Source organism: Sphingomonas sp. S-NIH.Pt3_0716, assembly GCF_003950715.1.
GTDB classification, from domain to species: domain Bacteria; phylum Pseudomonadota; class Alphaproteobacteria; order Sphingomonadales; family Sphingomonadaceae; genus Sphingobium; species Sphingobium yanoikuyae_A.
Map to the genome: position 1 here is coordinate 1 of NZ_QLJK01000048.1, position 23,312 is coordinate 23,312.

20 protein-coding genes, 1 pseudogene and 1 other annotated feature are annotated in these 23,312 nt (G+C 66.0%); of the genes and pseudogenes, 7 read left to right on the forward strand and 14 right to left on the reverse strand.

Annotated features, from left to right (window positions below; all coding sequences use genetic code 11):
• Both BRX37_RS27695 and BRX37_RS24200 read left to right on the forward strand, forming a co-directional pair.
• Positions 1 to 125 (forward strand): annotated as a pseudogene (locus BRX37_RS27695) (DUF4158 domain-containing protein); the annotation flags it as partial.
• A gap of 81 nt (positions 126 to 206) precedes the next feature.
• A complete protein-coding gene (locus BRX37_RS24200) occupies positions 207 to 1,631 on the forward strand; it encodes a transposase (protein ID WP_125989924.1) in 1,425 nt (474 codons plus the stop codon).
• Between the two features lie 6 nt (positions 1,632 to 1,637).
• Here the strand turns inward: BRX37_RS24200 and BRX37_RS24205 are convergent, their stop codons facing one another.
• The 14 genes from BRX37_RS24205 to BRX37_RS24270 all read right to left on the reverse strand — a co-directional run bounded on the left by BRX37_RS24205 (position 1,638) and on the right by BRX37_RS24270 (position 15,405).
• Complete coding sequence (locus tag BRX37_RS24205) at positions 1,638 to 2,204, reverse strand: recombinase family protein (RefSeq protein ID WP_125989926.1); 567 nt, start codon at positions 2,202 to 2,204, stop codon at positions 1,638 to 1,640.
• A 257-nt stretch (positions 2,205 to 2,461) separates the two neighbouring features.
• A complete protein-coding gene (locus tag BRX37_RS24210; protein WP_122129163.1) occupies positions 2,462 to 4,264 on the reverse strand; it encodes an SLC13 family permease in 1,803 nt (600 codons plus the stop codon).
• On the reverse strand, positions 4,261 to 5,304 hold the full coding sequence (locus BRX37_RS24215; protein WP_122129162.1) for a potassium channel family protein: 1,044 nt from the start codon (positions 5,302 to 5,304) through the stop codon (positions 4,261 to 4,263). Before BRX37_RS24215 ends, BRX37_RS24210 begins: the two co-directional genes overlap by 4 nt.
• 13 nt (positions 5,305 to 5,317) lie before the next feature.
• On the reverse strand, positions 5,318 to 5,731 hold the full coding sequence (locus BRX37_RS24220; protein WP_122129161.1) for a Na+/H+ antiporter subunit G: 414 nt from the start codon (positions 5,729 to 5,731) through the stop codon (positions 5,318 to 5,320).
• Positions 5,728 to 5,997, reverse strand: a complete 270-nt coding sequence (locus BRX37_RS24225) for a K+/H+ antiporter subunit F (RefSeq protein ID WP_122129160.1) — start codon at positions 5,995 to 5,997, stop codon at positions 5,728 to 5,730. The genes BRX37_RS24220 and BRX37_RS24225 overlap by 4 nt, the downstream gene beginning before the upstream one ends.
• A complete protein-coding gene (locus BRX37_RS24230; RefSeq protein WP_122129159.1) occupies positions 5,994 to 6,482 on the reverse strand; it encodes a Na+/H+ antiporter subunit E in 489 nt (162 codons plus the stop codon). The genes BRX37_RS24225 and BRX37_RS24230 overlap by 4 nt, the downstream gene beginning before the upstream one ends.
• A complete protein-coding gene (locus BRX37_RS24235; RefSeq protein ID WP_122129158.1) occupies positions 6,479 to 8,002 on the reverse strand; it encodes a monovalent cation/H+ antiporter subunit D in 1,524 nt (507 codons plus the stop codon). Before BRX37_RS24235 ends, BRX37_RS24230 begins: the two co-directional genes overlap by 4 nt.
• On the reverse strand, positions 7,999 to 8,352 hold the full coding sequence (locus BRX37_RS24240) for a Na+/H+ antiporter subunit C (RefSeq protein ID WP_122129157.1): 354 nt from the start codon (positions 8,350 to 8,352) through the stop codon (positions 7,999 to 8,001). Before BRX37_RS24240 ends, BRX37_RS24235 begins: the two co-directional genes overlap by 4 nt.
• Entirely contained in the window at positions 8,349 to 11,159 is a 2,811-nt protein-coding gene (locus BRX37_RS24245) for a monovalent cation/H+ antiporter subunit A (RefSeq protein WP_122129156.1), read from the reverse strand. Before BRX37_RS24245 ends, BRX37_RS24240 begins: the two co-directional genes overlap by 4 nt.
• A 243-nt stretch (positions 11,160 to 11,402) precedes the next feature.
• Positions 11,403 to 11,636 carry a cold-shock protein gene (locus BRX37_RS24250; protein WP_122129155.1) on the reverse strand — a complete coding sequence of 78 codons (234 nt, stop codon included), beginning with the start codon at positions 11,634 to 11,636 and terminating at the stop codon, positions 11,403 to 11,405.
• A gap of 18 nt (positions 11,637 to 11,654) precedes the next feature.
• Entirely contained in the window at positions 11,655 to 12,002 is a 348-nt protein-coding gene (locus tag BRX37_RS27495) for a TraR/DksA family transcriptional regulator (RefSeq protein ID WP_234831430.1), read from the reverse strand.
• Position 12,003: 1 nt separating this feature from the next.
• The gene (locus BRX37_RS24260) at positions 12,004 to 12,846 is read right to left on the reverse strand and encodes a universal stress protein (protein WP_122129154.1); all 843 of its coding nucleotides are present in this window, start codon (positions 12,844 to 12,846) and stop codon (positions 12,004 to 12,006) included.
• Between the two features lie 12 nt (positions 12,847 to 12,858).
• A complete protein-coding gene (locus tag BRX37_RS24265; RefSeq protein WP_125989928.1) occupies positions 12,859 to 14,343 on the reverse strand; it encodes a SulP family inorganic anion transporter in 1,485 nt (494 codons plus the stop codon).
• An 87-nt stretch (positions 14,344 to 14,430) separates the two neighbouring features.
• Positions 14,431 to 14,485: a sequence feature (sul1 is cis-regulatory element that is thought to sense ions involved in sulfur or methionine metabolism; They are found in Alphaproteobacteria), on the reverse strand.
• 134 nt (positions 14,486 to 14,619) lie between these two features.
• Entirely contained in the window at positions 14,620 to 15,405 is a 786-nt protein-coding gene (locus BRX37_RS24270; protein WP_093068227.1) for a COG4705 family protein, read from the reverse strand.
• A gap of 135 nt (positions 15,406 to 15,540) precedes the next feature.
• Here BRX37_RS24270 and BRX37_RS24275 point away from each other — a divergent pair, with 135 nt between their 5' ends.
• Genes BRX37_RS24275 through BRX37_RS24295 form a run of 5 tightly spaced genes read left to right on the forward strand, consistent with a single transcriptional unit; the run spans position 15,541 to position 23,009 of the window.
• Positions 15,541 to 16,518 carry an efflux RND transporter periplasmic adaptor subunit gene (locus BRX37_RS24275; RefSeq protein ID WP_093068224.1) on the forward strand — a complete coding sequence of 326 codons (978 nt, stop codon included), beginning with the start codon at positions 15,541 to 15,543 and terminating at the stop codon, positions 16,516 to 16,518.
• Complete coding sequence (locus BRX37_RS24280) at positions 16,518 to 19,625, forward strand: efflux RND transporter permease subunit (protein WP_125989930.1); 3,108 nt, start codon at positions 16,518 to 16,520, stop codon at positions 19,623 to 19,625. Before BRX37_RS24275 ends, BRX37_RS24280 begins: the two co-directional genes overlap by 1 nt.
• A complete protein-coding gene (locus tag BRX37_RS24285) occupies positions 19,622 to 20,998 on the forward strand; it encodes an efflux transporter outer membrane subunit (RefSeq protein ID WP_125989932.1) in 1,377 nt (458 codons plus the stop codon). Before BRX37_RS24280 ends, BRX37_RS24285 begins: the two co-directional genes overlap by 4 nt.
• A gap of 7 nt (positions 20,999 to 21,005) precedes the next feature.
• On the forward strand, positions 21,006 to 21,683 hold the full coding sequence (locus BRX37_RS24290) for a response regulator transcription factor (RefSeq protein ID WP_125989934.1): 678 nt from the start codon (positions 21,006 to 21,008) through the stop codon (positions 21,681 to 21,683).
• Complete coding sequence (locus BRX37_RS24295; protein ID WP_125989936.1) at positions 21,684 to 23,009, forward strand: sensor histidine kinase; 1,326 nt, start codon at positions 21,684 to 21,686, stop codon at positions 23,007 to 23,009.
• Positions 23,010 to 23,312: the final 303 nt, after the last annotated feature.

Consider the following 23,312-nt stretch of genomic DNA (forward strand, 5'->3'; position numbering starts at 1 on the left):
CGCAGGTATCGGATTTCATCGCGGCCCAGCTCGGCCTGACCAGCGACGATCTACTCCTCTATGCCGCGCGCGAGGAGACCCGGCACGAGCATCTGGCGGACCTTCGCCGAATCTACGGCTATCGCTCGGGGCTGTTGAAAAAAGGCCGGATGATCTGATCGCGTTCCTAATGGGTTCCCTGCTTCGACACATCGGGAGCAGCGGCCATGATGGGTGAGCAACAGCGAGGCGGGAAGGGCGCAAGTTGGCGGGCGCTGGGAGCGATGATCCCCGCCGATCACATCCTACGCAGGATAGACGGGCTGATCGACCTGGGTGAACTGCGCGATGCGCTCGCGTCGCACTATAGTCGCCGTGGGCGTCCCTCGATCGCGCCCGAATTGCTGGTCCGCATGGCGCTGATCGCTCGCCTCTATGGCATCACGTCGGAACGCCGTCTGTGCGAGGAAGTCCGCTTCAACCTCGCCTACCGCTGGTTCTGCCGATTGCCGCTCGACGCGCCGGTGCCGCACCACTCGACGTTCAGCAAGAACCGGCATGGCCGCTTCCGCGATGCCGGCATTTTCCGCATCCTGTTCGAGCAGACGGTGCGGCGCTGCGCCGACGCGGGGCTGATCGCCCACAAGGATGCGGCAATCGACGCATCGTTCGTCGCGGCCGATGCAAGCTGGCAGCGCAAGATGCGGGACGCCGATATGGCCGCGCCCCGGCTTCCCCGCCCGGTTTGTGAATGGCTGGCAGATCAGGCCAATGCTCCACCGCAGGAACATGGCGTACCGCGTGGCAAGCCGGCCGAGGTGTCACGCACCGATCCGGCGTCGGCATGGTCTGCGCGCACGGCGCGGGGCCGGTTCGGCTATGCCCTGAATGTCCTGATTGACACGCCGGGAGGGGTAACGATCGACGTGGAGGCCAGCCCCGCCCGCTTTGCGGCGGAAGTCGATGCGGGGCGGACAATGCTGGCACGGGCCGATGATCGGTTCGGCTACCGGCCAAAGCGTGTTGCGGCCGACACCGCTTATGGCAGCGCCGCGTTCCTGGCGTTCGTCACCGATCGCGGCACCATCCCGCATATCCCGGTGCTGGAACGATCCGAACAGACCAAGGGGAAATTCCCCCGCGAAGCCTTCCGCTATGAACGGGAGCAGGACCGCTATGTCTGCCCCGCTGGGAAGATACTGCCCTTTCGCGGTGCCGATCGTCGGGCCGGCTTCCTCCGATACAGCGCCAGTCCTGCCGATTGCCGCGCCTGTCACCTCAAACGAAAATGCACCGCAGGCAGCAACAGGTCGGTCACGCACAGCGAACATGAGGACGTGCGCGAGCTGGTGCGCGGCGAGATGCAGACGCCCCTGTTCAAGCGGTCGATGCGGCTGCGTCGAGGCGTCGAGCGGGTGTTTGCCGATGCGAAGGACAAGCGGGGACTGACTCGCTTGCACCTTCGCGGCCTGCGCGGTGCCGAGGAAGAGTTTCTGTTGGGTGCGGCCATTGCCAACCTCGTGCTTCTGGCCCGCCCCGACGCACGACCGGCTCGAACCCGCCGCCCGCCCCCGGCGCCGGAACGGATCGACCACATGGCCCGGATCAGTCGGGGCCGGTTCGAGCAATCCTACTACGCGACGATCTTCTGACGCTGGTTAGCCGGGTTCGCGCTCGGCCGCAGGGAAGTGGCGATAGAAGGTGGAACGGCCGACCTGTAGCAGCTTTGCGACCTTCGCTGGTTTGTCGCCAGCCTTGAGCAGCTTGCGGGCGGTGTCGAGCATGTCGGGCGTCATGACTGACTTGCGGCCTCCGCCCGTGCTGCCCTTGGCCCGTGCCGCTGCCAATCCGGCGATCGTCCGTTCCTTTATCAGTTCGCGCTCCATCTCCGCGACGGAAGCGAGGATATGAAACAGTAGCCGGCCCGAAGGGGTGGCCGTGTCGAACCCGTCCGTCAGGGATCGGAAATCAATCTTGCGAGCGGACAGGTCGGCCGCCAGTTCGATCAGGCCCCCGATCGATCGGCCAAGGCGATCGAGCTTCCATATCACCAGCGTATCGCCAGCCCGCACGAAATTGAGAGCTTCGGTCAGACCGGGACGTTTCAACTTCGCGCCACTCACCTTGTCGGTGAACAGCTTCTCGCACCCGGCCTTGGTCAGCGCATCGGTTTGTAACGTCAGGTCCTGATCGGCGGTCGAGACACGCGCATAACCAACCAGCATGAGTCCCGTTATCCCATCTCAAACAGCGAATTTCGAGACTCATATTTCGGGAACATATTTTGGGAAAGCCCCGGCAGGGATACAGCGGATATTTATGTCGGTGCCGGTCGTCCCGTTGGAGGTTCGTTTGTGGGAAAGGTACGACTTAGATTGACGATGCAGTAATGTAGGTCCCGATCGCGATCACCACGGCGGCAAATCCGCGTTCGAGCAGCCCTATACGGGTGCAGAGAATCTTGCCCAGCGAGATCGTCCCATCACAGCCAAACGCTGATCGCAAAACAGGTCGCCAATCCGACCACAATATTCATCGGCAATCCAATTTTCACGAAATCGGAGAAGCGGTAATCCGCAGCAGCATAGACCATGGTGTTGGTCTGATACCCGACCGGTGTGGCGAAGCTGGCGGATGCGGCGAACATGACCGCAACGATTAATGCACGGGGGTCTTGCCCTGTGGCTTGCGCCAGCCCGATTGCTACCGGGGTCATGATGACCGCGACTGCGTTGTTCGTCACTGTCTCGGTCAGCGCCGAAGTCAGAAAATAGAGGATGAGGATCAACCCCAGCGGTGACAGCGTGGCCAGCCATGGCGAGATTGCGCTGACGATCAGATCTATCGTCCCGATCGCCTCCAACGCGCTGCCGATACCAAGCATTGCGAAGATCAGCACCAGCACGCTGCCGTCGATCGATCGCCACGCTTCCTCGGCATCGACGCAGCGCGTGACAAGGACAATACCGACGCCGACCATCGCCAGCAGCGCGACTGGCAGAACGCCTAGCGCCGCTAGCACGACGACGCCGGCCAGCGTCCCGATCGCGATCGGCGCACGGTGCCGGCGGAAGCGGCGGATATGACTTGTATCCTCCGCGATCAGGTTGGTGTTCGCGCGCAGTTCGGTAATGGCGGCATCGTTTGCCGCGACCAGCAGGCTGTCGGCCGCGCGCAACCGGACACTGCCAAGATCAGGGCCGGGCAAGTGCCGCGCCCGCCCGATCCCTAGGACGCGCGCGGGCAGGTTCGACAGTAAGGGAATGTCGCGCAGCTCACGGCCGAGCGCAGGGTGGGTCGGGCTGATCGTCAGGCCGATCAGTTGCACGTCGTCGCTGCGCGCACTGGCGGCAAGGCGGATCGGGCGACCGACATTCTGCAACCCGACCAGATAGCCTTCGCTACGCGCCAGGTCGTCTAGCTCATCGGCGGTCGCACTGACGATCAACCGGTCGGTGGCATTGATCGTCAGCTCGAGCGACGGATTCCGGTCGACGCGTGTCCCCCGGCGGACCGCGATCAAGCGAACTGCATCACGCCGCAGGAAGGGCAGGTCGGTGATGCGAACAGATTTGCCCAGCACTTCGGGTAACAGCGCAATCTCGGTAAGATAGGGCAATTGATGTCGGTCGGCGATGGCATTGTCGGGGCGCGAGGGCAGCAGCTTCGGTCCGAGCAGCAGCATGGTCGCAACCCCCGCTGCCATCGTCACCAGCCCGACGAGCGTGATGTCGAAGATGCCGAACCCCGGTTGCCCGTTCGCGCGTGCAACGCCGTCGACGAGCAGGTTGGTCGATGTTCCGACCAGTGTCAGCGTTCCGCCAAGGATCGAGAGATAGGACAGCGGGATCAGCAGCCGCGTGGCAGGTATCCCCACTGATCGCGCGAGCCGGCGTACCAGCGGGATCAGCACCATCACGACGGGCGTATTGTTAATGAACGCCGGCGCGATCGCGGCGCCCGTCAGCATTTCTGCAACCGTGCGCCGAGGTGCCTTACCCGCTCGCCGGACGATCAGACTGGCCAGCGCCTCGATCGTGCCGGTACGGACCAGCGCCCCCGACAGGATGAAGAAGGCTGCGATGGTGATCAGCGCGGAATTGGCGAAGGCGGCGGTGACGAGCGGCGGGGTGAGCCAGCCCAGCGCGATCATCAGCGCTGCCCCGGCGACAGCGATGGTGACCGGCGGGAAGCGTTCGAGCGCGAACGCGACGAATAAAGCGACGATGACTACCAGCCCCAATATCGGGCGATGCGCGGCTATGAGCGCCAGCAGGTGGGTCACCGGCGCGGCGTCGCATCGGCGGACGTGGCGGGAATGACTTCGAGGATGATGTCGCCCGCCTCCAGTCGCTCGACCTCGGCTTCCCAGAAACCGTACATGGCATCGCCGCGATAGACGCGGTGTCCGAGGCCGGTCGTTATCGCGCGCAACGCAATGCCGACCTCCGCATCGGTGACCGCCCGTTCGCGGAGCGCGACGCGACCATGGGTCGCCGCGAGATCGGCCATATAGTCGGCAAGATGCGCGCCATGCGTCGATCCGGCAAGCAGCAGCCCGGCGAAACTCGCCGGATTGATGACGGTGTCGGCCCCGGCTTGGCGTGCAATCGCTTCGTTATCCTGCGACCGGATCACCACGCTGATCGGTAGCGTGGGTGCAATCCGGCGTGCGGTGAGGACGATCAGAATAGATGTATCATCGCGACCGGCTGCCACGATCATGGCGCTGGCGGTGGCGACGCGGACGGCCTGCAAGGCGGCATCGCGCGTGGCGTTACCCTCCATGACGGCAACGTCGAGCGCCTCCGCACTGCGCAGCGCGGCAGGGTTCTCGTCGATGACGACGATCGTATCGGGATGGGCACCGCGACGGATCAGCTCGCTTGCTGCTTCCGATCCGCTGTTGCCGAAGCCTGCGATGACGACATGGTCGCGAAGCTGCTTCTGGATCACTGACATGCGCCACCGTTCCCAGACACGTTTGAGCAGGAAATCATATGCGGTTCCCAGAAAGATCAGCCATACGAATAGCCGGATCGGCGTGACGACGAAGGTATCGAACAGGCGCGCCTGCTGCGTGACCGGCACGATGTCGCCATAACCGACCGTCGTGACGGTAATCATGGTGAAGTACAGGATGTCGGCGAAGGTGACCGGCGCACCCGACGACTGGCGCAGGCCGTCGCGATCGAACCAGTGAACCGCCAGCGCGATGCCGATCAGCGCGAATGCCAGCAAAGCCCGCCACGACAGGGCCAACCAGACCGGCGTCCGGCTGCGCCGGTACAGGTGATAGTGTGGCGTCGCGTCGCTTCCGTCCATGGCCGACCAGGAATCAGGTATTGGCGGTCGAGGCGGGATTGTCGCGCTTAGGCGCCTCAAACGTTGCCCAGTCGCCCTCCCCGCCCGGACGGGGCGGCGCTCCGGCGATGCTGTCAGGTTCGCTGATCGCACCGACGCGAACGCGATGGAGATGGACCTTGGCGATCATGTTGGCCGAGATCGGCGCGGTGATGAAGAGGAACAGCGAGATCAGTAGTTCGTGCGCGGTCCAGATCCCGAGCCGCGCCTGAAAATACACGACCGAGGCGAGGAGCAGCGCGCCGAGGCCCAGCGTCGTCGCCTTGGTAGGGCCGTGCAGGCGCTCCATCGTCGAGGGCAGGCGGACCAGCCCCCAGCTGCCGATCAGCGCGAAGCCGGCGCCGAGCAGCAGCAGGACAACAATGGAAATGTCGGCGATAACACTCATTCGACGATATCCCCGCGCAGGATGAACTTGCAGTATGCGATGGTGCTGACGAACCCTACCATCGCCAGCAGCAGCGCCGCTTCGAAATAGGTATCGTTGCCGCCGATCATGCCGATCAGCACGATCAGCGCGATGGCGTTGATGACCATAGTGTCGAGTGCGACGATCCGGTCGCCAAGGGCCGGTCCGTGCAGCAATCGCCATCCGTTGAGCAGCAGCGCGAGCGCGATACAGCCTGCAGCGATGTGGAGTGCGATCCCGATCATGCGAATACCCGTTGTAACCGCGCCTCGTAGCGCTTCTTGATCCGCGCGATTTCCGCCGCTTCGTCATCGACGTCGAGCGCGTGCACGAGCAGGAACCGACCATCGGCCGAGACATCCGACGATACCGTGCCCGGCGTCAGGCTGATCGTGCCGGCCAGCATCGTGATCGCCTCCGGCGTGGTCAGGTCGATGGGAATGACCAGCCAGCGGGCGCGAAGGTCGCGGTTACGGCGAAACAGGATCAGCCACGCCACCTGGAAATTGGCGACCAGAATGTCGAACAGCACGATCACCAGATAACCGACAAGGGCGCGACCGAAGCGCATCCGCGGTCGGTCGGGCCAGAAGGGCTGCGTGAACTTCGGCAGGATCAGCGCAAACACGCCGCCCAGCACGATACCGCCGACGGTGATGCTGTTGGCCATCAGCAGCCAAACGATCAGCAGCATTGCTGACAGCGCGGGATGCGGCAACAGGCGGTTCATCCCGCGCGCCCCAGCACGGCGGTGATATAGCGATCGGGGGCCATTACCTGTCGCGCGGTCGCCCGGGTCTGCGCGGTCACCCACCCGGCGGCAACGGTCAGCACCGCCAGCAACATCAGCAGCGTGAGCGGCGCGGTGAAATCTGCGCGCGACCGTGCAGGCGCAGCGATGACATCGGTGCCGGGCGGTGCCGCCTTCCAGAACAGGGTCGATCCGCTACGCGAGAAACCGATCACGCCGATCAGCGTCGAGCCAAGGATGGTGGTCCAGATCGCACCCCACCACGCGACGGCGAAGCTCGCGTCGAGAATCAGCAGCTTGCCGACGAATCCTGCCAGTGGTGGCAGGCCGACCGCAGCGACGGCAGCGACCAGATAGAGCAGGCCCGTCACATCCTGTCCGGCGAAGCGTGGGCTGGGCGCGATTGCGTCGGCATATTGCCCTCGGCGACGTATCGTCGCGTCGGCAACAAGGAACAGCGCGGCACCGGCCAGCGTCGCCTGTACCAGATAATAGAGGGCGGCGGCCAAGGTCGCCTCCCGCCAGGTCGCGACTGCCATCAACAGCGTGCCGGTCGAGGCCAGCACGGCATAGGCCGCCTGCTCACGCATTCCTCGGGCCACTAGTACGCCGACGAAGCCAAGCACCGCGCCCAGCATCGCGGCGGGCAGCAAATAAGGCGCGGGCACCCATGCTGCCGAGCCGGCCTGGCCGCCGAAAATCAGCGGCACGGTGCGGATCATCGCATATACGCCGACCTTGGTCATGATCGCGAACAGCGCGGCTACCACCGGCATCGTCGCGGCATAGGTGCGCGGCATCCACAGGTGGATCGGCACCACCGCCGCCTTTAGCGCGAACACCGCCATCAGGAGCAGTCCGGCGACACGCAGCAACCCCTGATCCTCCGCGGGGAGGTTCGCGACCCGGACGGCCAGATCGGCCATGTTCAGCGTCGATGTCAGGCCATACAGCAGCCCCAGCGCGATCAGGAACAGCGCCGAGCCGGCAATGTTGATCACGACATAGGCAATCCCCGCCTTCAGTCTGAGCGCGCCCTGCCCGTGCAGCATCAGGCCATAGGAGGCGATCAGCAGCACTTCGAAGAACACGAACAGATTGAAGAGGTCACCGGTCAGGAACGCGCCGTTCAACCCCAATAGCTGGAAATGGAACATTGGGTGGAAATGCCAGCCCTTGCGATCCGCACCGGTGACGATCGCATGTAGCAGCACCACCAACGCCAGCACCGCCGCCAGCACCAGCATCGTCGCGGCGAGCCGGTCGACTACCAGCACGATCCCGAACGGTGCGACCCATGCGCCCAGCGCATAGCTACGGATCGCATCGTCCTGCGCGATGCCGAACAGCGCGCACGCGGCGGCCAGCATCGCGACACAGCCGCCGAGCGACAGGATCAGGCTGAACACCCGGCGACGGCGCATCACCAGCATCGTGACCGGCGCAACGATGGCGGGGATGACGACCGGTGCGACCGACAGATGATCGATCAGCGTCATGCCGCATCCTTCCCAACCGGATCGGGATCGCCGTCGACCTGATCCGACCCGCTTTCGAGAAAGCTGCGCAGGCTGAGGATGACGGTCAGCGCGGTCATGCCGAAGGTGATGACGATTGCGGTCAGTACCAGCGCCTGCGGCAGCGGGTCGGCATGTTGCACGACATCCTTCGCATAGAGCGGCGGCCGGTCGACGATCAGTCGCCCGATCGCGAACAGGAACAGATTGACAGCATAGGACAGCAGCGTGAGGCCGAGCACGACCTGAAACGTCCGCCCGCGAAGCGCCAGATAGATGCCGCCCGCGACCAGCACGGCGATGGTGGACGCGACGAGGAACTCAAGGCTCATGCCTGCTCCTCCGCTTCGGCCTTGGCGGCGCGCTGGGCGACCTGGGCGAGCTGGGCCAAAGCCATCAGCACTGCCCCTACCACGACGCAGGCGACGCCCAGGTCAAACGCCATCGCGGTGGCCAGCTCGAACTCACCGATCAGCGGCAGATGGAAATAACCAAAGCTGCTCGACAGGAACGGCGCGCCGAATGGCAGCGACCCAAGGCCGGTGGCAGCCGCGATCAGCACGCCAGCGCCGATCAGCGCATGTTCGCCGAACTTGCGCCGCTCGTCGGTCCAGTCGAACCCGGACGCCAGATATTGCAGCAGGATCGCGATCGAGAACACGAGCGCGGCGATGAACCCGCCCCCTGGCTGATTATGACCGCGCAGGAAGATGTAGCTGCCGACCAGCAGCGCCAGCGGCAGCAGCAGGCGCGTTGCCATCACGAACATCATCGGATGCCGTTCGGGTGAGTGCCGGTCGTTCGATCGCCATTCCCGCAGTCGTCGTCCGGCGACCCCCCGTGCGGCGGGTTCGAGCAGCGCGTAGATGGCAAGCCCGGCGATGCCGAGCACGATGATCTCGCCCAGCGTATCGAACGCACGGAAATCGACCAGCGTCACATTGACGACGTTGGTGCCGCCTCCGCCCGAATAGCTGTTGTCCCAGTGGAAGCGCGATATGCCCTCGCGCTCCGGCCGGGTCATTATCGCCCAGGCCAACCATCCGACGCCCAAACCCCCCGCCACTGCAATGGCCGCGTCGCGCAGTCGGCGGGGCAGAGCCGACAGGCGCGGCGGATTGCCCGGCAACAAGTGCAGCGCCAGCAGCATCAGCAGGATCGTGACGACCTCCACCGAAATCTGGGTCAACGCAAGGTCGGGCGCGGACAGGTGGATGAAGGCCAGCGCCATGACGAGGCCGATGACGCTGATGAAGATCAACGCCAGATAGCGTCGGCGATCGACCGTGACGACGGCGATGGTGGCGGCAACCAGCGCGAACCAGGCAACCACGGCGACGGGGGATGCCGGGGTCGTCGGGCGCGTACCAGCGTAAATACCGTTCCGCAGTGCCGCCTCGATCCCGAACGCCAGCGCAACCGCAAACAGCATCAGGAGATACCGTTGCAGCGACGCGACATGGATCACGCCCAACAGACGGCGCAGCGCTGCGACGGTCTGTGCCATCGTGGCATCGAACAAGCGCTTGGCATCGGGTGACGGCAGCCGGGTCACCAGCGCCGCGACCGATCGGTAGCGGCTCAGCAGCACGACTGCGACCGCGACAGCGCCAAGGCTCATGAGCAGCGCCGGATTGATGCCGTGCCACAACGCCAGATGCAGTTCGGGGGTCGTGCCACCGGTCACTGCGGCGGCAACCGCCGCGACCAGCGGCCCCGCCAGCGTCATGGGCAGCAACCCCAAGGCCAGCGCCAATAGGCCGAGCAGCGCAGGCGGGCCGAGCAGCAGCGTGCCCGGATCATGGGGAGCCACCACGTCCCCTGTGCGGCGAGCGCCGAAATGTAGGGCGACGGCGTAGCGTATCGAATAGGCTGCCGACAGCAAGGCCGCGATGGTGGCGAGCACGGGCACGAGCAGTGCCTGTCCGCCCAACAACGTGTGCGTGGCCTCCTCCAGCATCATTTCCTTGGAAATGAACCCGCCGAGCGGGGGCAGACCCGCCATTGCGGCCGCCGCCAGTACGCCGAGCGTTGCAGTCAGCGGCATGATGGCAGCAAGCCCACCTAGCCGGCGGATATCGCGCGTACCGGTTTCATGGTCGACGATCCCGGCGTGCATGAACAGAGCCGCCTTGAACGCGGCGTGGTTCAGGACGTGGAACACCGCCGCGCTCACCGCCGCGACGGTGCCGAAGCCCAGTAGCATCACCATCAGCCCGAGCTGGCTGATCGTCGAATAGGCAAGGATCGCCTTCAGGTCATGGCGGAACAGCGCGACGCCCGCCCCGAACAGCATCGTCGCCAGCCCAACGGTCGTCACGATACCGAACCACAGATCGGTTCCGGCCAGCACCGGCCACAGCCGCGCGAGCAGGAACACGCCTGCCTTCACCATCGTCGCCGAATGAAGATAGGCGCTGACCGGCGTCGGTGCGGCCATCGCGTGCGGGAGCCAGAAGTGAAACGGGAACTGCGCCGATTTCGTGAACGAGCCGGCGAGGATCAGGAGCAGGATCGCAGGGTATAGGGGCGAGGCCTGGACCAGATCACCGCGCGACAGGATGGCTGCCAGGTCATAGCTGCCGGCAACCTTGCCCAGCAGCACCATCCCCGCGATCAGGGCAAGGCCCCCGCCACCGGTGATGGTCAGCGCCATGCGTGCGCCCTGCCGCGCTTCCGCCTTGTCGCGCCAGAAGCCGATCAACAGGAACGAGGCAAGGCTGGTCATCTCCCAGAATACCAGCATCAGCAGTACGTTGCGCGATAGGGCGATGCCGACCATCGCTCCTTGGAACAGCATCAGGAACGACAGGAAGCGCGCAGTCGGCTCGGTCGGTTTCAGGTATCCCTGCGCATAGATAACGACCAGCAGTCCGATGCCCAGGATCAGGCCGGCGAACAGCAAAGCCAGCGGGTCAAGCCACAACGCGAAGTCGAGGCCCAGCGCCGGAATCCACGCGATCGTCGTCATTAGCGGACGCCCTGACAGCGCAACTCCTGCCTGCGAGAGCAAGATCACCAGCCCGGCCACGCTGGCCGTCGCAGCAATCAGCATATGGGTGCGGCGAGATGCGCAACGTGCCGCCATCAGAGCGACAACAGCAAGGAAGGGCAAACAGAGGAGGGTCAGCAAGGTCATGGCTGCATCGCCTCGGGCAGCACAGATCGGATTGGGATCATGCCGGCGGCACCAACAGTGAGAGTGAGGCAAAAAGGGGGCTGATCGGGCAAGCCGATACTCCAGGCATAAGGGTTCGTCGTTGGCGGCCCGACCAACGTAAAGAACCTGCCTGCTCCAAATGTAGCGGACACCCAGATGCATTCATTGCATTGCCTCGGACCGATTACAACCGGGATACTATGAAATCCGGCTTTGCGTCATCTACCGTCCGGGCGGTGGCGGGTCGTCGAAAAGCAATTCGAGATTGTCGGCTTCAAATCCGCCCTTGGGGCGCTCGACGAGGGTGAAGCGCCAGCGCTGTCCGCGTCGTTGCTCGGTAAAGCCGGCGCGCTCGGCCGCTCGGACGTGGACGAAGACTTTGGGCTGTTTGTCGTCACGCGAGATGAAGCCCCAGGCTCCGCCACGGTCGAGATATTTGATCGTTCCGGTCGGCATGATGCCTTCCTTCCGAGCTTAGCCCTCCTTGGCGCAGGCGAGGCACATCGCCGTCGCGGCCGTATGATCGAGGCGCCTGGCCTCAATTTCTTCGCCACAGCGCGCACACCAGCCATAGTCGCCGCTGTCGATCCGCATCAGCGCAGCATCGATGCGGCTTCGTTCGGCCTGGCGATGCCGCTGCGCCGCCAGAGCCATCGCCTGTACCTGCATGGCGTCGATCCGCGACAGGCGGCCGACGCTTTCCTGATCGAGCGCGACCGGGGCGCGTGTTTCCTCGGCCGCTGCATCGTCAGCGACGAGCTGATCGCGAAGCGCCAGCAGTTGCCGACGCGGCGCATCGAGGATCGCTGCGTCCCCGGCCATGTCAGCGCACCAGCAATACTGGCGCGCGGACGGTGCGGATCATCGTCGTCGTCGTACTGCCGACGATCAGGGTGCGAAGCGGCGAGTGTCCATAGGCACCCATCACCAGCATCGCGCCGGGATGCGCCGCCATATGGTCGCCGATCACCGCTTCGACCTTGCCGTCACGCAGGACGGGTTCGGAACAGGCGGGCAGCGTGGCTGCCGCTGCGTCGAGCTGATCGCGATGCTTGCTATCATCCGGCCCCGCCATGACGAGGTGGACCGGCAAACCGCCGAACAACGGCGAGGTAGCGACGTGACGGACAGCACGGCAGGCGGCCGGGCTGTTGTCGAACGCGATCACCACCGCGCCAGGTGCCTTGGCTTCGCGCGAGGCGATCAGCACCGACTTGTCGCTGGCGCGCACGACCCGTTCGACCTTGGAGCCGATATGGTCGGTCGCGAACTCGCCTGACGCGCCGCGCTTGCCGATGGTGACCAATTCAGCATCGGCTTCACGCTCGACGATCGTCTCCACGATTCCGCCATGCAGATGCATGGACGCGACCGTGATGCCCTGCTCCTTCAGGCGGGCACCGCCTGCGTCCAGCAGGATGCGTCCTTCCTCGATAGCAAGACGCCCCGCCGCTTCCTCAATGCGGGTCAGCTCTTCCAGCAGCTCGCTTTTGACGCCTAGGCCGATCGCGCCGCTATGGTCGTTGCGCGATGCTACGGCATCCTTGCGCTGGACGACGTGTAGCAGCTCGACATCGGCACCGAGCCGGGTAGCGGCCCAGGCCGCCAGATCGACGACGCTGGTGGCGTAAGTGGATGCGTCGATGCAGGCCAATATGCGGTTCATAAGCCCTCTCCTTTAGTGGGCGCCGAGCGCTGCTTCGGCGCCTGGCTTGTCATGGACGGCGAAGCGATCGACCATCGTCGCGCTCGCCTGATTGAGGCCGATGACCTCGACATGGGTGCCTTCGCGGCGGAACTTGAGGATCGCCTTGTCGAGGCTCCCCACCGCCGAAATATCCCAGAAGTGCGCGGCGGTCAGGTCGATGACCACATTGTCCAGCACCTCCTTGAAGTCGAAGGCGTCTGCGAACCGTTCGGACGAGGCGAAGAACACCTGACCCGAGACACGATAGGTCCGCGTCCTGCCGTCCGCGCTCAGCTCGGTTGCCACGTCGAACAGGCGCTTGACCTTGCTGGCGAAGAACAGCCCAGACAGGATCACGCCTGCGACCACGCCCTGCGCCAGATCGTGCGTCGAGACGACGACCAGTACCGTCACCAACATGACGGCGGACGACTGCCACGGATGGCTCTTGAGGTTCCTGATCGATCCCCATGAGAAAGTGCCGATCGACACCATGATCATCACCGCGACCAGCGCCGGCATCGGGATGCGGGCGACCAGCGGCCCCAGTACGACGATCAGGAACAGCAGGAACGCGCCCGACACGAAGGTCGAGAGGCGGGTCGAGCCGCCCGACTTCACGTTGATGACGGACTGTCCGATCATCGCGCAGCCACCCATCCCGCCGAAGAAGCCGGTCAGGAAATTGGCGATGCCCTGCCCCTTCATCTCGCGCCGCTTGTTCGAGGGCGTGTCGGTCAGATCATCGACGATCTGCGCGGTCATCATCGATTCCAGCAGGCCCACCGCCGCCATCGTCAGCGAGTAGGGGAAGATGATGCGCAGCGTCTCGAGCGTGAACGGCACCTGTGGAATGCCGAATGCCGGCAGCGACGAGGGCAGCTTGCCCATGTCGCCCACCGTGTTGACCTTGATGCCGGCATAGATCGAGACGATCGTGAGGATCACGATCGCAACCAGCGGCGACGGGATCGCCTTGGTCAGGCGCGGAAACAGATAGATGATCGCCAAACCCGCCGCGACCATCGCGTAGGTTTCCCATCCGACGTTTGTGAGCTGGGGAAGCTGCGCGATGAAGATGAGGATCGCGAGCGCATTGACGAAGCCGGTGATGACCGAGCGCGACACATATTGCATCAGCAGGTCGAGTTTCAGGAAACCGGCGACGCCCTGGATCAGCCCCATGAGGATGGTGGCGGCAAACAGGTACTGGACGCCGTGATCGCGGATCAGCGGCAGAACGAGAACGGCGATCGCCGCGGTTGCGGCCGAGATCATGCCGGGGCGACCGCCCACGAGCGAGATGATGACGGCGATGGAGAAGGAGGCAAACAGCCCGACGCTGGGATCGACGCCGGCAATGATCGAGAAGCCGATAGCCTCCGGGATCAGCGCGAGCGCGACAACGATACCCGCCAGCACGTCCGCGCGCGGGTTCGAGAGCCATTCGCGTCGAAGCGAAGTAGCAAATGTCATGTGGAAACCTGATCGCAATAGCGAGGGGCGCACGCCGTCAGACGCGGTCAATCAACGATGCTCGGAAGCGAGGCCCAAATTCGCTAAGGTTATCCCGGGGATAGGCGCCGGGCCGAGCCACCCGAATCAATCCGGGTCCGTCGAAGACCTCTAGATAAGCACTAATCGCACCATATCGCAACTGCGAACATCAGCAGCCTGCGTTCCCAAAACACCATCCCAATCGAGAAATGGGATCAGTTAGGAGGTACGCTGGCGGCCTCTCCGCTTAGTTGTTCAGGCTGGGCTGCGGCCACGTCCATCAACAAGGTGCTGCCGGCGTTCGAAACACACGACAATGCCAGCAAGCAGCAGGACGCAGACCAAGGCAGTCGCAAACGTGTTGAGGCCAAAACCGCCCTTGGCGGCTTCCTTCGTGAGCAAATTCCCGAAGTCGGCGCCGAACGGCCTGGTGAAGACGAATGCCGCCCAGAATATAAATGCCGCGTTGATCCGGGCAACATAGTGCAAAAGCAAAACCGCGCCGATCACAGCCATGCAGACCAGCGATCCCGTGGTATATGTGAGGCCGAAAACATAGACGAGTCCATCGCCGAACGCCGTGCCGAGGCTGTTCGAGAACAGAACGGCGCCCCAGAAAAACAACTCGCTCTCACGGTCGACCACCGCGCTCACGTCACAGGTGCCCCGCCTGAGATACCAAATACCGAGGGTCAGCAACATGCCGCCGAAAAGGATGGCCGACGTCACGTTATAGCCAAGGTTGAGGGTGTGGGTCGACAGGTCGGCTATTTCGGTTCCCGCCGTGGTCGTACCGACGATCGTCGCCCAGAACAGAAAAGGACGATAGCGATCGGCACGAACCTGCGCGACGAGGAACGCCGCTAGCAGGCCCAGCGTGATGGCAAGCCCGGCGACGTAGCCCAGGTTCAGCGTCTGGGCGATGGCGTCACCCGCAACCTCACCCAATGTCGTGGCGACGACCTTGGCCAGCCAAAAGCCGAGGGTGATTTCGGCGACTTTACGGGCGGGATGCTCTCTCGTCACGTCGACTCTCTCCATACGCGCACCCCCGGGGCCGACGATCATCAGGTCGAAGCATCAAATTCAAATCGAAACTCGTGAATGACCAGCTACATTGGGACTTTGTATAGTCGGCTCCAGCAGCGCCCATGCTTTCGTGACTAAGCCGTCACGATGCGCCAGACCTTCCTTCTGATCCCGATCCTGCTTGCCGGTTGCGACGAGAAGGCTGCCAAGCCGCCCGCACCGCCTGCCCATGCCGAGACGATCGCGCATGAGAGCGAGCTGTTGAAGCTGACCCTGACCCCGCAGGCGCAGCAGCGGTTGGGCATCGCGCTTGCGCGGGTGGATGGCGGATCGGCCACGGCGACGCGCGAAGTGGCAGGCGAGATTGTCGTGCCGCCGATCAGCGCCAACGGCGTGCCGGTCAATTCGACAACCAACCTCCAGCAGATCGGCAGCCAGCAGGCCGCGGCAGATGCCGAACTGGCGCGTGCCACGGCGCAGGCGCGGCTTGCGCGGATCGCTCTCGATCGCGCCGCGAGCCTGGTGCGTGAGGAAGCGGGCAGCGTGCGTGCGCGTGACGAGGCCGCGGCGGCTCTGACCGCGGCGCAGGCCGCATTGGACGCGGCGCGGCAGCAGCGCCGGCTGCTCGGGCCGGCGGTCGCCTCGCTTGGCGCGCAACCCGTGCTGTGGGTGCGCGCATCGGTGTTCGGCAGCGACATGGGCGAGGTGCGACGCGAAGCCTCCGCTACGGTCCGCCCTCTTGGCGATGGCGGTGCGCCCCGCTCGGCGCGCCCGGTGCAGGCACCGCCTTCGGCCAACACCGTCGCCGGCACCGTCGACCTCTATTACGCGGTCGACAATCGCGACCGGGCTTTCCAGGTCGGCCAGCGCGTGTCGGTCGACCTGCCGCTCGCCGGGCAGACCGAGGGCCTGTCGGTGCCGTCTGCCGCAATCCTGCGCGACATTCATGGCGGCGAGTGGGTCTATCAGAAGACCGCGCCCGACACCTTCGTCCGGCAGCGTGTCGAGGTGGTATCGGAGAGCGGCGGACGGGCGCTGTTGGCGCGCGGACTGTCCGCCGGCGCGCAGGTCGTGACCGATGGTACGGCGGAGTTGTTCGGCACCGAGTTCGGGGCGGCGCACTGATGCTCGGCCGGCTCGTCCATTTCGCGCTGGCGCAGCGCGTCCTCGTTCTCGCGCTCGCCGCGCTGCTGGTGGTGCTCGGGGTCCGTGCCGGGCGCGACGTGCCGCTCGACGTGTTCCCCGAGTTCGCACCGCCGATGGTGGAAATCCAGACCGAGGCACCGGGCCTGTCGACCGAGGAGGTCGAGAGCCTGGTGACGGTGCCGATCGAGACCGCGGTCAACGGTGTCCCCGGCCTGATGACGCTTCGCTCCAAATCGGTGCTGGGCCTGTCGTCGGTGCAGATCCTGTTCGAGCGCGGCTCCGACGTGATCCGCGCGCGCCAGATGGTCGGCGAGCGCATCGCCCAGGTGCAGCCACGCCTGCCGCTTGCGGCACGACAGCCCGTCCTCATGCCGCCACTGTCCTCGACCAGTCGCGCGATGAAGGTCGGACTGTCGTCGACGAAACTCGATCAGATGCAATTGTCCGAGCTGGTCCGCTGGACGATCCGGCCACGGCTGATGGCGGTCCCCGGCGTCGCCAACGTCGCGGTCTGGGGGCAGCGCGACCGGCAATTGCAGGTGCTGGTCGATCCCGATCGTCTGCGTGCGTCCGGCGTGACGCTGGCGGAGGTCCGCGCCGCGGCCGGCGACGCGGTTTTGGTCGGGGGCGGCGGCTTCGTCGACACACCCAACCAGCGGCTCGCGGTCCAGCAGACCGGCACCGTCCAGACCGCCGCCGACCTCGCCCGGGCGATCGTCAAGCAGGCGGGCGAGGCACCGGTTCGGATCGGCGACGTCGCGCGCGTGGTCGACGGCTTCAATGCACCGATCGGCAACGCCATCATCGACGACGGTCCCGGCATCATGCTGATCGTCGAGAAACAGCCGACCGCCAACACGCTGGAGCTGACCCGCGCGGTCGAGGCCGCGTTCGCCGAGCTGAAGCCGGGCTTGAAGGACGTGAAGGTCGACACGACCATCTTCCGGCCCGCGACCTTCATCGAACGCTCGATTGACAACCTGACACGCGCGCTGATGATCGGCTGCGCACTGGTCGCGGCGGTGCTGTTCCTGTTCACCCGCGACTGGCGGCAGGCGACGATCAGCCTCGTCGCGATCCCGCTGTCGCTGCTCGGCGCCGGGCTGATGCTGCTGTGGTCGGGCGCGACGATCAACGTGATGATCATCGCCGGCCTCGTCATCGCGCTGGGCGAGGTGGTCGACGACGCGATCATCGACGTGGAGAATATCGCGCGCCGCCTGCGGCTGAACCGCGAGTCCGCCGATCCGAAGCCGGCCTTCGCGGTGGTGCTGGCCGCGTCGCTGGAAGTGCGCTCGGCGGTGGTGTTCGCCTCGCTGATCGTGATGCTTGTGTTCGTGCCGATCTTCTTCCTCGGCGGGGTGGCCGGCACCTTCTTCCAGCCGCTCGCCATCGCCTATGTGCTGGCGATCGGCATGTCGCTGCTGGTCGCGCTGACCGTCACGCCGGCGATGTGCCTGCTGCTCCTGCCGAACGCGCCGCTGACCGAGGAGCGCGACACCCGCATCGTCGCCGGGCTGAAGCGTCGCTATGTCGGCTTCCTGCCGCGCGTCGTCGGGCGGCCGGTGCTGGCGGTAGGGATCGTCGCGGGCGGGCTGATGCTGGCGGGTGTCGGCTATGCGACCTTCAAGGATCAGTTCCTTCCCGACTTCCGCGAAACCGACTTCCTGATGCACTTCGTTGAGAAGCCGGGCACGTCGATCGAGGCGATGGACCGGATCACGATCCGCGCGTCGAAGGAACTGCGCAGCATCCCCGGTGTTCGTAACTTCGGCGCGCATATCGGTCGCGCCGAGCAGGCCGACGAGGTGGTCGGTCCCAACTTCACCGAATTGTGGATCAGCCTCGACGAGGATGCCGATTACGATGTGTCGGTGAAGCGGATCAAGGAGGTGGTCGAGGGCTATCCCGGCCTCTACCGCGACGTGCTGACCTACCTGCGCGAGCGGATCAAGGAGGTGCTGACGGGTGCCGGCGCGACGATCGTCGTGCGCATCTATGGCCCCGACCAGGCCGAACTTCGCGCCGCGGGAGTGCGTGTCCGCGACGCGATCGGCGGTATCCAGGGCGTGTCCGACCTGAAGCTGGAGAGCCAGGTGCTGGTCCCGCAAATCCGCATCCGCCCGCGGCCTGCCGAACTGGCGCGGCTCGGCCTGACTGCCGGTGAGGTTCGCCGGCAGGCGCAGGTGCTGGTCGCGCAGGCCAAGGTCGGCGAAATCTACCGCGACCAGCGCGCGTTCGACGTGGCGGTGTGGGGCGAGCCCAAGGTGCGGAACAGCGTCCATGCGCTCCGCGACCTGATGATCCAGGCACCCGTCACCGGCGCGCCGGTGCGGCTCGGTGATATCGCCGATATCGAGATCGCGCCCGCGCCCAATGAGGTGAAGCGCGAGAACGGCCAGCGCCGCCTCGACGTGACGATGAACGTCGCTGGCGCGGACCTCGGCACCGTGGCGCAGGCGGTTGACGCCGCGGTTGCGAAGGTGCCGTTCGCGACCGGCTATCACCCGCAGGTGCTGGGCGAATATGCCGCGCTGAAGGAATCGCGCGGCCGGCTCTGGAGCATCGGCGCGCTATGCCTTGTCGGCATCCTGCTGCTGGTCTGGATGGAGTTCCGCTCGCGCCGCATCACCGCGCTGGTCGCCGTCAGCCTGCCCTTCGCGCTGGTCGGGGGCGTGGTCGCGGTCGCGCTGACCGGCGGGGTGCTATCGCTGGGGTCGCTGGTCGGGTTCGTCACCGTCATCGGCATCGCCGCGCGCAACGGCATCATGCTGCTATCGCACTATCAGCATCTCGAACGCCACGAGGGGATGACCTTCGGCCGCGAACTGGTGCTGCGCGGCGCGGAAGAGCGTCTGGTGCCGATCCTCATGACCGCCGCCTGCGCCGGCCTCGCGCTGGTGCCGCTGATCGTCGCGGGCAACGCGCCGGGGCACGAGATCGAGCATCCGATGGCGATCGTGATCCTGGGCGGCCTCATCTCCTCGACCGCGCTCAACCTGCTGCTGCTGCCCGCGCTCTATGCCCGCTACGGCGAGGAGCGCGCCGTGCCGCCTGCCGCCGCACCCAAGGAGGTGCTGGCATGATCCGTCGCCTGGCCCCCGCCGTCGCCCTGCTCGCCTCCGCCTGCATGGGTGTGCCGACACCCCCGCCGACGATCGCGCCGCCCAGCGCGACCGGCGACTTCACCCGGCTTCCCGTGGCATCGATCGCGCCGGTGCCCGACGACTGGTGGCGGCTCTACGACGATCCTGTTCTAGACGGACTGGTCCGATCGGCACTGGCAGCCAACGCCGACCTGCGCGTTGCCTATGCCAATCTTGACGGCGCACGCGCCGCATTACGGCAGGCTCGGGCGGCGCGGCTGCCGCAGACGACGATCGAGAGTGCGCTCGGCGTCGACAATCCCGCCGGACAGCCGAGCGCGTCGGGCAACGTGCCGACGACGGATTACGATATCGCCGCGACCGCGAGCTGGGATCTCGACGTGTTCGGCCGACTGCGCTCGGCCGCGACCGCGGCGGGCGCTGATGCCGAGGCGCAAGCGGCCGTCGTCGACGGACTGCGCGTCGCGGTCGTCGCCGATACCGTGCTGGCCTATGTCGATCTGTGCGGATCGACCCGCGCCCTCGCGACCGCGCGCGAGGTCGCCGCGGCGCAGGATCGATCGGTCGGGCTGGTGCGCGAGCAGTTGCGCGCCGGCGAGGTGTCGCCGCTGGAGGTGTCGCAGGTCGCGACGATCGCTGCCGCCACCCGCGCCGCCATCGCCCCGTTCGAGGCCCAGCGTGCCAATGCGCTGTACCGGCTCGCGACGCTGCAAGGCCGCCCACCCGCCGAGGCCCGCGCCTACCGCTTCGCCTGCACCGCCGCGCCCCGCCTGCGCGGGGCGGCACCGGTCGGTGACGGAACCGCGCTGCTGCTGCGCCGTCCCGACGTCCGCGAGGCGGAGCGCCGCCTTGCCGCCGCTGCCGCGCGGATCGGCGTGGCGCGTGCGGACCTTTACCCTCGCGTCAATCTGGGTGGCGCGGTGGGGCTGCTGTCCGGCGGGATCAGCGCGGCGGTGACGCCGCTCGTCAGCTGGGCCTTCCCCAACCAGGCACCGGCGCGCGGAAGGCTGGAACAGGCCCGCGCGACCGAGCGCGCGGCATTGGCCGGGTGGGACGTGGCGGTGCTGCGCGCGCTGCGCGAGGTCGAGACGGCGCTGGCGAACTACGACGCTGAGACGCGCCGAAACCGCGATCTGGCGACCGCCGCGCGCGAGGCGCAGGCCTATGCGCGCCGCGCGGGTGCCCGTGTCCGCCTCGGCGACGCGCCTGGCCTGCTCCAGGTCGATGCGCAGCGCGCGACCGCATCGGCGACGCTGCAACAGGTCCAGTCCGATCTGGCGGTGTCGCAGAACGAGGTCGCGCTGTTCCGCGCGCTGGGTGGCGGTTGGCGAACCAACGCCGCTACGCGATAGTCGGGCGATGCGGATATTGATCGTCGAGGATGATGCCGACACCCGCGCCTTCGTGGCGCAGGGGCTTGGCCAGGCCGGGCACCAGGTCGCGGTGAGCGAGGACGGCCGCGACGGGCTGTTCCAGGCGACCGGCGGCGGGTTCGATGCGATCGTGGTCGACCGTATGCTGCCCGGCCTCGACGGGCTGGCGCTGGTGAAGGCGATGCGCGCGGCCGGCGATGCGACCCCGGTCCTGATGCTGACCGCGGTCGGCGGGATCGCCGATCGCGTCGAGGGGCTGGAGGGCGGTGCCGACGACTATCTGGTCAAGCCCTTCGCCTTCTCCGAGCTGGCCGCCCGCCTTAATGCGCTGGCGCGCCGGCCAGCACCACGCGGCGATGACACCCATCTGCTCCGGGTCGGCGATATCGTCCTCGACCTGCATCGCCGCACCGTCGAGCGCGACGGCCGTCGCGTCACCCTGCAACCGCGCGAGTTCGCGCTGCTCGCCGAGCTGATGCGCAACCCGCGCCGGGTGATGACCCGCACCATGCTGCTGGAGCGGGTATGGGATTTCGATTTCGATCCGAAGACCAACATTGTCGAGACGCATCTGAGCCGCCTGCGCTCCAAGCTCAACGCCGGTTTCGACGCCGATGCGATCGAGACGGTGCGCGGTGCCGGCTACATGATCCGGGGCGAATAGATGCTCGCACGGCTGTGGCGCTCGACCTTCGGCATCGTCGTGCTGGTCGCGCTGGCGTTCAGCGCCGCGACGCTGGCGATCGGCGCCGTCGCCTATGAGGTGACGCACGAGGCGCTGGAGGAGCAGCTGGACCACCGTGTCGCGGTCGAGACTCGCGCGCTGATAGCCGAGGTGCGCGAAGGCGGCCTGGCGGGTGTGGCGGATGCAATCCGCTTGCGCGAGGACGCCCGCAACGAAGCGAGCCTCGACTATCTGCTCGTCGACCGCGCCGGGCGGCCGATCGCCGCGACGATCAGTCCGCTGACGCCGGTCGAGCCAGGCTATCAGGAGCATTTCGGCTTCCGACGCGGCAACAATACCGGCGTCGGTCAGGCGCTCGCGACGCCGCTGTCCGGCGGGATGTTGGTCGTCATCGCCGACAGGCGCGACCTCGCAGCGATCGACCGGACGCTGGCGTCGCTGTTCGCGATCGCGCTGGCGGCGATGCTGGCGCTGGGGATCGGCGCGGCGGTGTTGGTCGGATGGCTGACCCGGCGTCGCCTGTCGCGCATCGATGCCACCGCGCAGGCGATCATCGCCGGCGACCTGACGCAGCGGGTGCCGCGCGACGGATCGGACAGCGAGTTCGATCGCCTTGCCTCCACGCTTAACCGGATGCTCGACCGCATGGCCGCGCTGATGGATAATCTTCGGCAGGTGTCGACCGACGTGGCGCACGACCTACGCACCCCCCTTACCCGCCTGTGCAACCAGCTTGATCGCGCGGCGGCCGGGGACACAGACGCGATCGAGGCGGCACGGCGGCAAGCCGACGATCTGCTGGAGATATTCGCCGCGCTGCTGCGCATCGCCGAGGTCGAAGGGTTGGCTGAACGTCGAGCGTTGGGAGCGGTCGATCTGTCGGCGCTGCTGGAGGACATGGCCGAAACTTATCGTCCCGACTTCGAGGCCGCCGGCCATACGCTGACGATCGACGTCATGCCCGGACTGCATATCGAGGGCGACCGACGCCTGCTCGCGCAGGCATTGTCGAACCTGTTGGAGAACGTGTTGCGCCACACGCCGCCCGGCACCAAAGCGACGCTGGCCGCGACGGCGACGCAGGATGCGATTGAAGTGACGCTGGAGGATGACGGCCCGGGCGTTGCCCCCGCTGATGCAAAACGCCTGTTTCAGCGTTTCGCGCGCGCCGAGGCGTCACGCACCACTGACGGACATGGGCTGGGCCTTGCCCTAGTTCGCGCCGTTGCCATTGGTCATGGCGGCGATGCCCTTCTGTCCCGATCCGAGCGGGCCTTCGGTGTCACCATACGGCTTCCGAGATAGATCGAGAGGCGCTGGCGATCTGCTTCGGGATTCTTGAAACCTGAGTGAACGACGGTTTCTGAGAAGCCGCAGGCTTTCCCATTTCACCATCCCATGCGAGACGGGATCACTATGCTTTGGGGTGTCATTCCGCCCCCAACCGGACCCGGCTACCAGCGGCACATTTTCAACAGCCCCGCTCCTTTTCGGGGCGGGGCGCACGGGATTTGCGCGAATGGATCGCTCGGGAAGCCGAGGCGGCGACATCGAATGAGGATCTTGCCCGTCGCTTCGTTGCGGAGTGTCGCCGCACCCGCACGATCC

Coding starts and splice junctions, on each gene's coding strand:
- BRX37_RS24265 (WP_125989928.1), bottom strand. CDS start 14,343: ATGACATTTGCTACTTCGCTTCGACGCGAATGGCTCTCGAACCCGCGC.
- BRX37_RS24275 (WP_093068224.1), top strand. CDS start 15,541: ATGCGCCAGACCTTCCTTCTGATCCCGATCCTGCTTGCCGGTTGCGAC.
- BRX37_RS24295 (WP_125989936.1), top strand. CDS start 21,684: ATGCTCGCACGGCTGTGGCGCTCGACCTTCGGCATCGTCGTGCTGGTC.
- BRX37_RS24245 (WP_122129156.1), bottom strand. CDS start 11,159: ATGACCTTGCTGACCCTCCTCTGTTTGCCCTTCCTTGCTGTTGTCGCT.
- BRX37_RS24225 (WP_122129160.1), bottom strand. CDS start 5,997: ATGATCGGGATCGCACTCCACATCGCTGCAGGCTGTATCGCGCTCGCG.
- BRX37_RS24285 (WP_125989932.1), top strand. CDS start 19,622: ATGATCCGTCGCCTGGCCCCCGCCGTCGCCCTGCTCGCCTCCGCCTGC.
- BRX37_RS24230 (WP_122129159.1), bottom strand. CDS start 6,482: ATGAACCGCCTGTTGCCGCATCCCGCGCTGTCAGCAATGCTGCTGATC.
- BRX37_RS24270 (WP_093068227.1), bottom strand. CDS start 15,405: ATGGAGAGAGTCGACGTGACGAGAGAGCATCCCGCCCGTAAAGTCGCC.
- BRX37_RS24240 (WP_122129157.1), bottom strand. CDS start 8,352: ATGAGCCTTGAGTTCCTCGTCGCGTCCACCATCGCCGTGCTGGTCGCG.
- BRX37_RS24220 (WP_122129161.1), bottom strand. CDS start 5,731: ATGAGTGTTATCGCCGACATTTCCATTGTTGTCCTGCTGCTGCTCGGC.
- BRX37_RS24250 (WP_122129155.1), bottom strand. CDS start 11,636: ATGCCGACCGGAACGATCAAATATCTCGACCGTGGCGGAGCCTGGGGC.
- BRX37_RS24200 (WP_125989924.1), top strand. CDS start 207: ATGATGGGTGAGCAACAGCGAGGCGGGAAGGGCGCAAGTTGGCGGGCG.
- BRX37_RS27495 (WP_234831430.1), bottom strand. CDS start 12,002: ATGGCCGGGGACGCAGCGATCCTCGATGCGCCGCGTCGGCAACTGCTG.
- BRX37_RS24235 (WP_122129158.1), bottom strand. CDS start 8,002: ATGACGCTGATCGATCATCTGTCGGTCGCACCGGTCGTCATCCCCGCC.
- BRX37_RS24260 (WP_122129154.1), bottom strand. CDS start 12,846: ATGAACCGCATATTGGCCTGCATCGACGCATCCACTTACGCCACCAGC.
- BRX37_RS24290 (WP_125989934.1), top strand. CDS start 21,006: ATGCGGATATTGATCGTCGAGGATGATGCCGACACCCGCGCCTTCGTG.
- BRX37_RS24205 (WP_125989926.1), bottom strand. CDS start 2,204: ATGCTGGTTGGTTATGCGCGTGTCTCGACCGCCGATCAGGACCTGACG.
- BRX37_RS24215 (WP_122129162.1), bottom strand. CDS start 5,304: ATGGACGGAAGCGACGCGACGCCACACTATCACCTGTACCGGCGCAGC.
- BRX37_RS24280 (WP_125989930.1), top strand. CDS start 16,518: ATGCTCGGCCGGCTCGTCCATTTCGCGCTGGCGCAGCGCGTCCTCGTT.